Below are 14,250 nucleotides of genomic sequence, written 5' to 3'. Positions count from 1 at the left end.
GCCAACCTCCAAAATCGCGCGATTTGCAGGCAAATGATCCCTACCGCGTCGGACGGAACCGCGTCAACGACCGCGACTATTTCCGGGGCAAGTAGTTAGCCGACAGCGCGAGCCACGGCCGCGGCGATCGCGAGGTCCTCGAGCGCCGGCCCGACCGACTTGAAGACCGTCACCTCGTCGGCGGCGCGCGCCGGATTCCGGCCCACGATCGCGACGTGCTCGATCGCGGCCTTCAGCTCCACCGCGCCGATGAACCGCGGGCCTTCGGCGCCGCTCACCCGCCGCTCGGCCCTGCGTCGACCGACTGGCCTGTGCGGTTGGACCAGAGGGAGTAGCAGAGCAACGTCACCGGTAATATGGTACACCTCACGCTGTCGAATGGGGCGCGTCGCGGAGGCGACACGCGTCGCGGGATGGAGGAGGTCTCGGCATGACACGAGAACGGTGTGAGCGGTCGGACATGACGCGGCGCATGACGCTGCGTGGCAGAGGCCGGTCGTGACGATCGCCGCGGAGACGCGGGCGAAGCGGCTCGAGTCGCTGCGCGGGGAGATGGCCCGCTCGGGTGTCGACCTCGCCGCGATCGCGCCCTCGGACAACATCCGCTACCTGCTCGGCTTCTCGCCGAAGGGCGACGAACGCGCGTGCATGCTGCTCGTGACCGCGAACGGAGCCGCGGTGCTGATGCCCAGCCTGAACGCCGAGCAGGCCGCCGCCGAGGCGCCCGAGCTCGAGCTGGTCCGCTGGAGCGACGACGCCGGGCCCGGGGATGCGCTGCGCGCGACGCTCGACCGCGTCGCCGGGGCCTCCGCGCAGCGCGTCGCGGCCGACCCGGAGATGCGCGCGGACCACCTGATGCTGCTGCAGGAGACGCTGCCGGCGGCCAAGACGGTGACCGCGACGCTGGTCGTCGGCCCCCTGCGCGAGGCCAAGGACGCCACCGAGCTCGACGCGTTGCAGCGCTCCTCAGACGTCGCCGACCAGGCCGTGCAGGCGGCGTTCGCCGCGTGCGCGCCCGGCGTCACCGAGCTGGCGGTCGGCGACGCCGTCGAGCGCGCGTTGCGCGCCGGCGGCAGCACGCCCGAGTTCGCGATCGTCGGCGGCGGGCCTAACGGGGCCTATCCGCACCACCACACCGGACCGCGTCCGCTCCAAGAGGGCGATGCGGTGGTCATCGACATCGGCGGCCGCCTCGGCGGCTACGTGTCCGACATCACGCGAATGGCCTTCATCGGCGAGCCGACGGCGCGCTACCGGGAGATCCACGCGATCGTCGAGGCCGCGGTCGTCGCCGGGATGGCGGCCGCCAAGCCAGGCGCCACCTGCGCCCAGGTCGACGCCGCCGCGCGCGGCGTGATCGACGACGCGGGCTACGGCGAGTACTTCGTCCACCGCACGGGGCACGGGCTCGGCCTGTCGGTCCACGAGCCGCCCTGGATCATGCGGGGCTGCGACGTCGAGCTGCGCCCCGGCGTGGTCCACAGCGTCGAGCCCGGCATCTATCTCCCAGGAGAGCTCGGGGTCCGCCTCGAGGAGATCGTGCACGTGACGGAGACCGGCTGCGAGCGCTTCAGCTCGCTGCCACGCGACGTCCACATCGTCGCCGGCTAGCACCAGCAGTACGTACGTCCGGCAAGTTCTAGGGGAGGGAGGACCTCCGCGATGAGCAGTTTGCACCATCCCATACGGCGCCGCGCCGGGCGCGCGGTGCTCGCCGGCGCGATGGCGATCGCCATCGGGGCGGCGGCCGCCGGCTGCGGTGGCGGGTCGTCGTCGAACTCGGGCTCCGGCGGCACGCCGGCGACCGCACAGGACGACAGCACGCTGATCGTCGCCCAGCCGGAGGACCTGCAGAACCTCGACCCGACGCTCTCCAGCGGCGACCAGGTGACGCAGGAGATGCTGACCAACGTCTACGACTGGCTGGTCGACTACAAGGTCGCCGACGCCGACGGCAAGCCGGTCGGGGACGCGAACCAGTTCGTGCCCGCGATCGCCCAGAGCATGACGTGGAACAAGTCGCACACGGTGCTCACCTTCAAGCTTCGCAAAGGGCTGAAGTTCCTCAACGGCAACCCGCTCGACGCGCAGGCCGTCAAGGACACCTACGACCGCGTGTTCAACCAGAAGGGCGTCACCGCGAGCCTGATCTCGATGGCCGCGGTCAAGGACAAGAACGCCGTCACCGTCAAGGGCGACGACACGGTCCAGTTCCACCTCGACAAGGCCAACAACCTGCTGCTCGGCAACATGGCCCAGTTCGGCAACTCGATCCTCGACCCGAAGCTGATCGCGCAGCACAAGACCGCGTCTGACCCGTTCGCGCACGACTGGCTGAGCACCAACGTCGGCGGCGGGGCGCAGGGCCCGTACCAGCTGCAGAGCTGGACGTCGGGGTCGCAGTGGGTGCTGACCGCCAACCCGAGCTACCGCGGGCCGCAGCCGAAGATCCAGAAGATCATCTTCAAGGTGATCCCGGACCCGTCGACGCGCTACCAGCTGCTGCAGAGCGGCGCGGTCGACATCGCGTTCGGGCTGCCGCTCAAGGACATCCAGAAGGCCAAGCAGAACGCGGACATCCAGATCGTCAACGAGCCGAGCCGCAACGTCGTGTTCCTCGGGATGAACTCCAAGACGAAGCCGTTCGACAACGTCAAGGTGCGCCAGGCGATCAACTACGCGGTGCCGTACAAGACGATCATCGACAAGGTGCTGCTCGGCTACGGGCAGCAGATGACCAGCCCGATCCCGCTCGGCACGCCGACGCACACGGACAAGTTCAACACGTACACGACCGATCTCAACAAGGCCAAGGCGCTGCTCGCGCAGGCCGGCTTCCCGAAGGGCTTCTCGACGACGCTGCAGGTGGCCAGCGGCAACGACCAGGGCAAGCAGACGGCCATCTGGGTCCAGCAGTCGCTCAAGCAGATCGGCGTGAAGGTGACGATCAACCAGCTGCCCGGCGCGACGTACAACTCGCGCCTGCAGAAGCATCAACTGGGGTTCTTCTTCTTCAACAACTGGATCTCGATCAACAACGATCCCTTCTACCACCTGTACTGGCTCTTCGACTCGGACTGCTGCAACTACACCAACTACGACAACGCGCAGGTGAAGAGCCTGATCGACAAGGACCTGCTGTCCGACGACGAGGCGACGCGAGACGCCGACTCGGTGAAGATCCAGCAGATGATCATGAACGACGCGCCGTGGTCGTTCCTGTATCAGCCCAACTACGTCGTCGCGATGCGCTCCAACGTCAAGGGCTACACGTACTTCCCCGCGGACACCTTCACGCGCTACCGGTATCTGTACAAGTCCGGGAAGGGCTAGGGGGCCGCGGCCGACGTGATCGTCCTCCGCCGCATCATCCTGCTGATCCCCGTGCTGCTCGGGGTGACGTTCGTGACGTTCCTGCTCACGCGCGTCATCCCGGGCGACCCGATCGCGTCGCTGGTCAGTCCGCAGGCGAGCCCGGAGGTGCGCGAGGCGCTGATCCAGCAGTACGGGCTCGACCAGCCCCTCGTGGTCCAGTACTTCACGTACCTGGGGAACCTGCTGCACGGCGATCTCGGCACCTCCTTCAGCACGAGCCACTCGGTCCTCAGCGACCTCGTGTCCCGCTTCGGCGCGACGTTCGAGCTGACGCTGTACGCGATGATCGTCGCGCTCGCGACGGGCATCCCGCTCGGGATCCTGGCCGCCGTGCGGCGCGGCCGCGTGATCGACCACGTCTCGCGCGTGATCGCGGTGAGCGGCATCGCGCTGCCCGTCTTCTGGACGAGCCTGATGCTGCTCTACCTGCTGTTCTTCAAGGCGCACATCCTGCCGGCGCCGTACGGCCGCATCAATCCGCGGATCGATCCGCCGACCGACATCACCGGGCTGTACACGATCGACAGCCTGCTGACCGGCAACTGGGAGGCGCTCGGCTCCTCGGCGCAAGCGCTGGCGCTGCCGGTCTGCGTGCTCGCGTTCGGCGTGATGGCGCCGATCGCGCGGATCACGCGCTCGGGCATGATCGAGGCGCTCGACTCCGACTACGTGCGCGCCGCGCGCTCGCTCGGCCTCGGCGCGCGCACCGTCGTGCTGCGGCACGCGTTCCGCAACGCGCTGATGCCGCTCGTGACGATGGTCGCGGTGTTGTACGGCTACCTGCTGGGAGGGGTCGTGCTCGTCGAGAACGTCTTCGCGTGGCCGGGCCTCGGCAACTACGTGTTCAACGCGATCACCTCCAACGACTATCCCGCCGTGCAGGGCTTCATCCTCTATGCGACGACGATCTACGTGCTGCTGTTCCTGATCGTCGACCTCCTCTTCATCGCCATCGACCCCCGCGTGCGCACGGCGCGCGCCGCACGATGAGCGCGGGCTCGATGATCACCGTCCCGGCGCAGGCCGCCAGGTCTGGGCTGGGGCCGCGCGCGCTCGCGCGGCGGATCCGCTCCAACCCCGTCACCGCGCTCGGCTTCGCGATCATGCTCACGCTGATCCTGGTGGCGATCTTCGCGCCGCTGATCGCGCCGCACGGGCCGGAGGACCTCGACCCGTCGAACACGCTCGCGCCGCCATCCGGCTCGCACCTCTTCGGCACGGGCGAGTTCGGCGAGGACATCTTCAGCCGCTGCCTCTACGGCGCGCGCTGGGACCTGACGATCGGCTTCGCGGCGGTCGCGATCGGGCTCTTGCTCGGCTGCGCCATCGGCGCGGCAGCGGGCTTCATCGGCGGCGCGTTCGACGAGGTCCTGATGCGCATCATGGACATGCTGTCGGCGTTCCCGGGCTTCATCCTCGCGCTCGGCATCGCCGGCGCGCTCGGCCCGAGCCTGCAGAACCTGATCATCGCGATCTCGCTCGTGAACGTCCCGATCTACGCGCGCCTGATGCGCGGCAGCCTGCTCGTCGTCAAACGCTCGAGCTACGCGATGGCGGCCGTCGGGGTCGGCGCCAAGCCGAGCCGCGTGCTGCGCTGGCATCTGCTCCCCAACACCTGGGCGCCGATCTTCGTCCAGGCCACGCTGCAGTTCGGCTACGCGATCCTCGACGCGGCGGGCCTGAGCTTCATCGGCCTCGGCATCCACCTGCCGACGCCGGAGTGGGGCGTGATGGTGTCGCTGGGCATCGACCGGATCGCCACCGGCGAGTGGTGGGTCTCGTTCTTCCCCGGCCTGATGATCGCCATCGCCGTGCTCGGGTTCAACCTGATCGGCGACGGGCTTCGCGACATGATCGACCGGAGGCAGCGATAGCCATGGCACCGATCCTGGAGGTGCAGGGCCTGACCGCCGGCTTCCCGTCGGCCGACGGGACCGCGCGCGTGCTCGACGGCGTCGAGTTCGCCGTCGAGCAGGGCGAGATCCTGGGCATCGTCGGCGAGAGCGGCTCGGGCAAGACGATGACGGCGCTGTCGGTACTGCAGCTGCTGCCGCCGTCGTGCCGGGTCGAGGCGGGCGAGATCCTGTTCCGCGGCAACGGCCTGCTGGCGCTCGGCGGCCGCGAGATGAACGCGATCCGCGGCGAGGAGATCTCGATGATCTTCCAGAACCCGCGCTCGTCGCTGAACCCGCTGTTCCGCGTCGAACGGACGCTCGCGCAGGTGCTTCGCACGCACCGCGGGCTCAAGGGCGCCGAAGCGCGGCGCGCGTCGATCGAGCTGCTCGTGGACGTCGGGCTGCCCGATCCGGAGCGGATCCTCCGCCGCTACCCGCACGAGCTGTCGGGCGGCATGTGCCAGCGCGTGATGATCGCGTTCGCGCTCGCGTCGAACCCGAAGCTGCTGATCGCCGACGAGCCGACGACCGCACTGGACGTGACCGTCCAGCTGCAGGTCATCGAGCTGCTCGCGCGGCTGCGGCGCGAGCACGGGCTGACGCTCGTGCTGATCACGCACAACCTCTCGGTCGTCGCCGAGCTGTGCGACCGCGTGATGGTGATGTACCTCGGCAGGATCGTCGAGGAGGGGCCGGTGGCGGAGATCTTCGACCATCCGCGCCACCCGTACACGATCGGCCTGCTCGGCTCGCGCCCGACGCTCGGCGACCACGGGCGCCTGAACGCGATCCCGGGCTCGGTGCCCGACCTGCGCGAGCGCCCGGGCGGCTGCCCGTTCCATCCGCGCTGCCCCCACGCCAAGGACGTCTGCGCGCAGGAGCGGCCGGCGCACGAGGAGGTCGCGCCCGCGCACTGGACGGAGTGCCATTTCTGGCGGGAGGTGGCCGCATGACTCGCGCTGCACGCTCGCATGCTTCGGCGGGAACTCGCCGGGGGGCTCGCTCCCGCGGCACGACCAAAGGTAGGGCTGCCTGATGCCGTTGCTCGAGGTCAGCGGGCTGCGGAAGGTCTACCGCCTCAAGACCGGGTTCCGCGCGCGCGCCGAGCTCGTCGCCGCCGACGACGTCGAGCTCTCGATCGAGCGCGGGGAGACGCTCGCGCTCGTCGGCGAGAGCGGGTCCGGCAAGACGACCGTCGGGCGCTGCGTGCTGCGGCTCGAGGAGCCCACGCTCGGCGACGTCGCGATCGACGGCCACGCCGTGACCGGGCTGCGCTCGCGCGAGGTGCGCGGCCTGCGCGGCGAGATGCAGATGGTCTTCCAGGATCCGCTGGACTCGCTCAACCCGCGCCACACGGTCGGCGAGCTCGTCGCCGAGCCGCTGCTGCTGCACGGCATCGTCTCCAAGGACGATCTGCGCGCTGAGCTCGAGCAGCTGTTCGCGATCGTCGGGCTCGGCCCGCAGCACATCGATCGCTATCCGCATCAGCTGTCCGGCGGGCAGCAGCAGCGGGTCGGCATCGCCCGTGCGCTCGCCCCGCGGCCCAAGCTCGTCGTGCTCGACGAGCCGACCTCGGCGCTCGACGTGTCGGTGCAGGCGCAGATCATCAATCTCCTGCGCGACATCCAGCGCGAGCGCGATCTCGCGTTCCTGTTCATCTCGCACGATCTCGCGGTCGTCAACCTGCTCGCCGACCGCGTCGCGGTCATGTACCTCGGGCGGATCGTCGAGATCGCCTCCAGGGAGGTCGTGCTCAGCCGGCCCGCGCATCCGTACACGCGCGCGCTGATCGAGGCGATCCCGGTCGATCATCCGTCTCAGCGACGCAAGCGCCTCACGATGCGCGGCGAGCCGATGTCGCCGATCGATCCGCCCGCGCACTGCCACCTCGTCTCGCGCTGCCCGTTCGCCAAGCCGGTCTGTTCGGAGGTCCCGGCGGAGCTGATCGAGGTGACGCCCGGACACGCGACGCGCTGCGTGCGCTTTCAACGAGAACACGACAACGGGAGCTGGAACCCCACCCCATGACCGAGAGCGTCCTACGGTTCAGATTCCTGCCGGGCAGGCGGGACGACTTCGTCGAGACCTTCACCCGCATCCAGGTGCTGGAGACCTCGCGCGCACAGACCGGCTTCCGAAGCGGGCGGCTGCTCGTGGACGTCGAGGATCCCGACACCGCGATGGTGATCGCGCGGTGGGACTCGCCGGCCTCCTACCAGGGCTGGCTCGACAACCCGGTGCGCGAGCGGATCGGGGACCAGCTGGAGCCCTTCCTGGCCGAGGACCCGCAGGGCCGGGTGCTCGAGCTGGTGCACGAGGTCGGCGCATGAGCGTGCCGTCAGGGAGTCTCTCGGAGCGCCGGAGGACCCACCGCCGGCTCGAAGCCGAGGCGCTGGTCGACCACGTCGCGGGTCGCCGCGACGACCTCGTCGAGCTCCTGCGCGCGCTCGTCGCCGAGCGCAGCGTGCTGGGAGAGGAGGCGTCCGTGCAGCGGATCGTCGAGCAGCGGCTGCGCGTGATCGGCTTCAGCACCGAGCGCGTCACGGTCGACGCCGAGGCGGCGCTGGGCGACCCGTACGCGGGCTACCCCTTCCTGTCCTACGAGGGCCGCTCCTCGGTCGTCGGGCGCCTGCCCGGCGCCGGCGGCGGACGCTCGATGCACCTCTCCGGCCACGTCGACGTGGTGCCGGTCGAGCGACCCGATCTCTGGAGCCGGGACCCGTGGGGCGGCGAGCTCGACGGCAACCGGCTGTACGGCCGCGGATCGGCCGACATGAAGGGCGGCGTGGCGGCCTACCTGATCGCGGCCGAGGCCGTCGCCGAGCTCTGCCCCGAGCGCCGCGGCGACCTGCTGTTCTCCACCGTGATCGAGGAGGAGTGCACCGGCAACGGCATGTGGTCGGTGCTGCGCGCCGGCCACGTCGGGGACGCGGTGCTGGTCGGCGAGTCGACCGGTCTGCGCTTCGCGCACGCCGCGACCGGCGTCGTCTGGTGCCGGCTCGTGGCGGCGGGCGGCGCCGGTCACTCGATGCTCGCCACCGGCGAGGGCGCGTTCGACCGGCTCGCGCAAGCGGTCGCCGCGCTGCGCACGGTCGAGGACGAGATCAACGCGGCGGTCGGCGACCCCGACTTCGCCGCGGTACGCGAACGACCGTACGGCATGACCGTCGGCCGCATCGAGGGCGGCGTGTGGACGGCCTCGACCCCCTACGAGCTGACGGCGTACGTCCGCTTCGGCTTCGGCCCGGAGACGCTGCCGGAGGAGATCCAGGAGCGGATGCGCACAGCGATTCAGGACACGGGCGTGGAGATCCACTTCGAGGGCTTCCGTGCCCGCGCCCACAACCATCCGAAGACCGGGCCGTTGGTCGATGCGCTCAACGCGGCGCACGAGCGGATCCTCGGCGAATCCGTCGCGCCGCTCGTGAACACCGGCACGGTCGACACGCGCTACGCGGATCACGGGCTCTGCTACGGCGGGATCGGCGAGAACCTGCACGGGACCGACGAGTGGGTCGACGTCGACAGCCTGGTCCATGCCGCCACCGTCGTGGCGCTGACGACCGCGGGGTGGACGGCATGATCCGCGCGGCCACCGACGTCGGCGGGACGTTCACCGACCTCGTCTACTTCTCGACGGACCCGGAGACCGGGCGCCAGACGATCGTCACCGGCAAGGCCGACACGACGCCGCCGGACTTCGAGCGCGGCGTCATGGACGTGCTGCACAAGAGCGGCGTCGCGCTCTCGCAGATCGAGTTCGTCGCCCACGGGACGACGATCGTCATCAACGCGCTGACCGAGCGCAAGGGCGTCAAGACGGGCCTGATCACGACCGAGGGCTTCCGCGACTCGCTCGAGATCGCGCGCGGGAACCGCCCCGACTTCTTCAACCTCCACTACGAGAAGCCGGCGCCGTTCGTCCCGCGCCACCTGCGCCGCGAGGTCCCCGGCCGCATGGGCCAGACCGGCAGCGAGCGCGCGCCGCTGGTGCTCGACGGGCTGCCGGAGATCCTCGCCGACTTCCGCGAGCAGGGCGTGCAGGCGGTGGCGATCTGCCTGCTGCACTCCTACGCCAACCCGGCGCACGAGCTGGCCGTGCTCGAGCGCGTGCGCGAGCTGGAGCCCGAGCTCGCCGTCGCCGCGTCGCATCAGATCAGCCGCGAGTGGCGCGAGTACGAGCGCACGAGCACGACCGTGCTGTCGGCCTATATCCAGCCCGTCGCCGAGCGCTACCTCGGACGCCTGGCCGACCGTCTCACCGACGAGGGCTTCGACGGGCAGCTGTACATCATGCAGTCCAACTGCGGCGTGGACTCCGTCGCCAAGACCAAGGACATCCCGATCACGATGGTCGAGTCCGGCCCGTCGAGCGGGTTCTGGGCGGCCGCGCAGCTCGGGCGGCTGATCGGCGAGCCGAACGTGCTCGCGCTCGACATCGGCGGGACGACCGCGAAGTGCTCGCTGATCGAGGGCGGCGAGGTGCGGATCGTGTCCGACTACTGGATCGAGCGCAGCCGGCGCTCGGCCGGCTACCCGATCCAGCTGCCGGTCGTGGACCTGGTCGAGATCGGCAACGGCGGCGGCAGCATCGCGTGGGTCGACGACTTCGGCAAGCTCCACGTCGGGCCGCAGTCGGCGGGCGCGCAGCCGGGCCCGGCCTCCTACGGGCACGGCGGCGCCGACGTCACGACGACCGACGCCAACCTCGTGCTGGGACGGATCAACGCGCACAACTTCCGCGGCGGCGAGGAGGCCGACATGGGCGCGGTCGAGCACGCTCTCGGGCGGCTCGCCGGCGGCCTCGGCGTCGATCCGGAGGAGGCGGCCCGCGGCGTCGTGCGGATCGCCAACAACAACATGATCAACGCGCTCAAGCTCGTGTCGGTCAACCGCGGCTACGACCCGCGCGACTTCACGCTCGTCGCGTTCGGCGGCGGGGGCGGGATGCACGCCGTCGCGCTCGCGGCCGAGCTCGGCATGCACCGCGTGGTGATCCCCTTCGCCGCCGACGTGTTCTCCGCCTGGGGGATGCTGATGAGCGACCTGCGGCGCGACTACTTCGTCACGCGCCTGCTGGGCCTGGAGCCCGGCAGCGCGTCCGCCATCGACGACCTGCTGCGCGAGGTCACCGACGGCGCGCTCGCCCAGTTCGAGGACGAGCGGGTCGCCGCCGAGCGCGTGCGCTTCATCCGTTACGGCAAGCTGCGCTACGAGAACCAGGAGCACAGCGTCGAGGTGGCGCTGCCCGACGGGCCGATCGACGCCGCCGCGGTGGCCGAGATCGCCGAGACGTTCCACGCCGCCTACGAGCGCGAGTACACGTACCGGCTGGACGCTCCGGTCGAGTTCGTCGGCACGCACGTTGTGGCGATCGCCGAGGTCGGCAAGCTCACGCCCGCGCCCCTGCCGCCGGCGACGCGCCCGCTCGACGCCGCGCGTGCGGGACGCCGCCGCGTCGACTTCGCGACGGAGGGCGTGCACGAGTCCGACATCTATGCGGGCGAGCGGCTCGAGCCCGGGATGCGCTTCGACGGGCCCGCGATCGTGGAGACGAAGGGGTCGACGATCGTGGTCCACCCGGGCAACGAGGCGCGCGTGGACGACTACGGCAATGTGATCATCGAGCTGGGGGGCGAATCATGACCGGCGTCCAGGACCGCAGCGCCGCGGACCAGATCACGCTCGAGATCATCCAGGAGGCGCTCGCGGCGATCAGCGACGAGATGTTCGCGGCGTACCGCAAGACCGCCATGAGCGCGATCATCTACGAGGTCCTCGACATGGGGACCGGCATCACCGACGCCAATGGCGACCTCGCCTCCTCGGGCGCCGGGATCCCGGGCTTCGTCGGCGTGCTGGACAAGGCGGTCAAGCGCGTCATCGAGGTCAACGGCCTGGACGGCATCCGCCCCGGGGACGTCTACGTGACCAACGACCCGTTCTACGGCGGCGTCACGCATCTCAACGACGTGGTGCTCGCGTTGCCGGTGTTCGCCGGCGGGACGCTGATCGCGTGGACCGCGACGATCGCGCACTTCAACGACGTCGGCGGGATGGTCCCGGGCTCGATCTCCAATGAGGCGAACGAGATCTTCCAGGAGGGGCTGCGGCTCCCCGCCGTCAAGCTGATCGACGCCGGCACGCCGATCCATTCGGTGCTGGAGATCATGAAGGTCAACAGCCGCCTGCCGGACTACCTGCAGGGCGACCTGTGGGCCGGCGTCGCGGCCGTACGGCTGGGCGAGCGCCGGATCACGGAGCTGGCCGGGAAGTACGGCGTCGACCTCTACCTCGCCGCCGTCGAGGCCTACATGGACTACGGCGAGCAGGCGGCACGGCACGCGCTCGCCGCGCTGCCCGAGGGCCGCTTCGAGCTCGAGGAGCTGCAGGACAGCGGCCAGGTCTACAAGGTGATCGTCGAGATCGGCGACGACGCGTTCGTCGTCGACGTGCGCGACAACCCGGACCAGGACAGCGGGCCGAACAACGGCTCGCGCGACGGCGTGATGATCGCGGCGCAGATGGTGTTCATGAACGTCACCGGCGTGGGCGTCGCCAACGCGGGGTCGTTCCGGCCACTGGAGCTGCTCACGCGCCCGGGCTCGGTGTTCGACGCGCAGGAGCCGGCGGCGATGGCGATCTACTACGAGGTCGAGATCCGGCTCTACGACGCGATCCTGCGCTGCCTCGCCCCGCATCTCGGCGAGCGCCTGCCGGCGGGCGGCTTCTCCTCGATCTGTGGCACCTTCATCGGCGGCCTGCACCCCGACACCGGCCGGCACTTCACGATCGTCGAGCCGCAGCTCGGGGGCTGGGGCGCGTCGGCCTGGCGCGACGGCAACAGCGCCATGTTCAGCGGCTTCCACGGGGACACGTTCAACTGCCCGGCCGAGGTCGCCGAGGCGCGCTACGGGTTGTTCGTCGATCGGCTGGAGCTCAATCCGGCCGACGGAGGGGAGGGGCGCTTCCGCGGAGGCAAGGGCATCGTGCTGGAGTACCGTGTCCGCAGCAACGGCTGCTTCCTCACCGTGGCCTACACGCGCAGCGTGAACCTGCCGTGGGCGCTCGCGGGCGCCGAGGAGGGCTCGGCCAACTACGCGGAGGTGATCCGGCCCGACGGCACGGTCGAGCGCCACTCGGTGGTGACGGCGCTGACGGTCGACGAAGGCGACGTGATCCGCATCCACACCGGCAACGGCGCCGGCTATGGCGACCCGCGCGAGCGGCCGCGCGAGCAGGTGCTCGCCGACCTGCGCGACGGGCTGCTGAGCTCCGAGCGCGCCCGCGCGGTGTACGGCCTGCCGGGCGCATGACCTCGCTCGCCGCCGACCCGATCACGCTCGAGATCATCCAGGAGGCGCTGCAGGCGACCGGCGACGAGATGTTCGCAGTGCTGCGCAAGACCGCCATGAGCGCGATCATCTACGAGGTCCTCGACGCCGGTACGGGGGTGACCGATCGCCACGGTGAGCTCGCATCCGCCGGCGCGGGCATCCCGACGTTCGTCGGCGTGCTCGACAAGGCGGTGCGGCGGATCATCGAGCTGCACGCCGAGATCCGGCCCGGCGACGTGTTCGTGACCAACGACCCGTTCTACGGCGGCGTCACGCATCTCAACGACGTGGTCCTGGCGCTGCCGGTGTTCGCCGACGGCGAGCTGATCGCCTGGACCGCGACGATCGCGCACTTCAACGACGTCGGCGGGATGGTGCCCGGCTCGATCTCCAACGAGGCGAGCGAGATCTTCCAGGAGGGACTGCGGCTGCCCGCGGTCAAGCTGTTCGACGAAGGCCGGGCCGTCGAGCCGGTGCTGGAGATCATGAAGGTCAACAGCCGCCTGCCGGACTTCCTGCACGGCGACCTGTGGGCGGAGGTCGCGGCGGTGCGGCTCGGCGAGCGGCGCGTGCTCGAGCTGGCCCGCAAGTACGGCGTGGACACCTTCCTCACCGCCGTCGAGGAGCTGCTCGCGCACGGCGAGCGGGTGATGCGGCGCGCGCTGGCCGAGCTGCCCGAGGGCCGCTATGAGCTGGCCGAGCCGCAGGACGACGGCAAGACGTATCGCGTGGCCGTGGAGATCGGCGGCGGCGAGTTCGTCGTCGATCTGCGCGACAACCCGGAGCAGGATCGTGGCTCGGCCAACGTGTCGCGCGACGGCGCGGTGATCGCGGCGCAGATGGCGCTGATGACGATCACTCAGATCAGCGGCTCGGCGAGCTCGGGCCACTTCGTGCCGCTGCGCGTGCTCACGCGGCCGGGGACGGTGTTCGATCCCGCTCCGGAGGCGGCGTGCTCGATCTACTCCGAGGTGCGCATCCGGCTGTTCGACGTGATCCTGCGCTGCCTCGCCCCGCACCTCGGCGACCGCCTGCCGGCCGGCGGGTTCACGTCGGTCTGCGGCACGTTCATCAGCGGGAGGCATCCCGACACGGGCCGGCACTTCACGATCGTCGAGCCGCAGGTCGGCGGGTGGGGCGCGTCGGCGCGGCGCGACGGGAACAGCGCGATGTTCAGCCCGTTCCACGGCGACACCTTCAACTGCCCGGCCGAGATCGCCGAGGCGCGCTACGGGCTGTTCGTCGATCGGCTGGCGCTGAACCTCGCCGATGGCGGCGAGGGCCGCTTCCGTGGGGGCAAGGGCATCGTCCTCGAGTACCGCGTCCGGGCGAACGGCTGCTCCCTGACCTGCGCGTACACGCGCAGCGCGAACCTTCCGTGGTCGCTGGCGGGCGGCGCGGAGGGCTCGGCCAACTTCGTCGAGGTGGTCCGGGCGCGCGACGGGGCGCGCGAGCGCTATGCGGTCGCGTCGATGATCCCGCTCGCGGAAGGCGACGTGGTCCGCATCAACACGGGAAGCGGCGCCGGCTACGGGGATCCCCGCGAGCGGCCGCGCGAGCTCGTCGTCGCCGACCTGCGCGACGGGCTGCTCGCCGAGCGGCACGCGCGTGACGTCTACGGGCCGGTCGTGTGAGGAAGCGCC

Annotated in this window: 12 protein-coding genes; 11 read left to right on the top strand and 1 reads right to left on the bottom strand. The window is 70.4% G+C overall.

What is annotated here, in order from left to right; all coding sequences use genetic code 11:
* Positions 1-95: 95 nt before the first annotated feature.
* Positions 96-278, bottom strand: a complete 183-nt coding sequence (locus H958_RS0113290; RefSeq protein WP_028059030.1) for a hypothetical protein — start codon at positions 276-278, stop codon at positions 96-98.
* 220 nt (positions 279-498) lie between these two features.
* Here H958_RS0113290 and H958_RS0113285 point away from each other — a divergent pair, with 220 nt between their 5' ends.
* The 11 genes from H958_RS0113285 to H958_RS0113235 all read left to right on the top strand — a co-directional run bounded on the left by H958_RS0113285 (position 499) and on the right by H958_RS0113235 (position 14,241).
* Entirely contained in the window at positions 499-1,611 is a 1,113-nt protein-coding gene (locus H958_RS0113285) for a M24 family metallopeptidase (protein ID WP_196807337.1), read from the top strand.
* Positions 1,612-1,662: 51 nt separating this feature from the next.
* Positions 1,663-3,333 carry an ABC transporter substrate-binding protein gene (locus H958_RS0113280; protein ID WP_081685835.1) on the top strand — a complete coding sequence of 557 codons (1,671 nt, stop codon included), beginning with the start codon at positions 1,663-1,665 and terminating at the stop codon, positions 3,331-3,333.
* Between the two features lie 15 nt (positions 3,334-3,348).
* Positions 3,349-4,365, top strand: coding sequence for an ABC transporter permease (locus tag H958_RS0113275; protein ID WP_028059027.1), 1,017 nt, complete (start codon positions 3,349-3,351; stop codon positions 4,363-4,365).
* Positions 4,366-4,376: 11 nt separating this feature from the next.
* Positions 4,377-5,249, top strand: coding sequence for an ABC transporter permease (locus tag H958_RS0113270; RefSeq protein WP_196807336.1), 873 nt, complete (start codon positions 4,377-4,379; stop codon positions 5,247-5,249).
* 2 nt (positions 5,250-5,251) lie between these two features.
* Entirely contained in the window at positions 5,252-6,223 is a 972-nt protein-coding gene (locus H958_RS0113265) for an ABC transporter ATP-binding protein (protein ID WP_028059025.1), read from the top strand.
* Positions 6,224-6,305: 82 nt separating this feature from the next.
* Positions 6,306-7,298, top strand: coding sequence for an ABC transporter ATP-binding protein (locus H958_RS37025; protein WP_051324194.1), 993 nt, complete (start codon positions 6,306-6,308; stop codon positions 7,296-7,298).
* Positions 7,295-7,600, top strand: a complete 306-nt coding sequence (locus H958_RS0113255) for a putative quinol monooxygenase (protein ID WP_028059024.1) — start codon at positions 7,295-7,297, stop codon at positions 7,598-7,600. Before H958_RS37025 ends, H958_RS0113255 begins: the two co-directional genes overlap by 4 nt.
* A complete protein-coding gene (locus H958_RS0113250) occupies positions 7,597-8,853 on the top strand; it encodes a M20/M25/M40 family metallo-hydrolase (RefSeq protein WP_028059023.1) in 1,257 nt (418 codons plus the stop codon). The genes H958_RS0113255 and H958_RS0113250 overlap by 4 nt, the downstream gene beginning before the upstream one ends.
* A complete protein-coding gene (locus H958_RS0113245; protein ID WP_037410091.1) occupies positions 8,850-10,916 on the top strand; it encodes a hydantoinase/oxoprolinase family protein in 2,067 nt (688 codons plus the stop codon). The genes H958_RS0113250 and H958_RS0113245 overlap by 4 nt, the downstream gene beginning before the upstream one ends.
* The gene (locus tag H958_RS0113240) at positions 10,913-12,586 is read left to right on the top strand and encodes a hydantoinase B/oxoprolinase family protein (RefSeq protein WP_037409922.1); all 1,674 of its coding nucleotides are present in this window, start codon (positions 10,913-10,915) and stop codon (positions 12,584-12,586) included. The genes H958_RS0113245 and H958_RS0113240 overlap by 4 nt, the downstream gene beginning before the upstream one ends.
* On the top strand, positions 12,583-14,241 hold the full coding sequence (locus tag H958_RS0113235; RefSeq protein WP_028059020.1) for a hydantoinase B/oxoprolinase family protein: 1,659 nt from the start codon (positions 12,583-12,585) through the stop codon (positions 14,239-14,241). The genes H958_RS0113240 and H958_RS0113235 overlap by 4 nt, the downstream gene beginning before the upstream one ends.
* Positions 14,242-14,250: the final 9 nt, after the last annotated feature.

This window comes from Candidatus Solirubrobacter pratensis (genome assembly GCF_000425945.1).
Lineage (GTDB): Bacteria > Actinomycetota > Thermoleophilia > Solirubrobacterales > Solirubrobacteraceae > Solirubrobacter > Solirubrobacter pratensis.
This window is presented reverse-complemented; position numbering and strand designations above follow the sequence as displayed.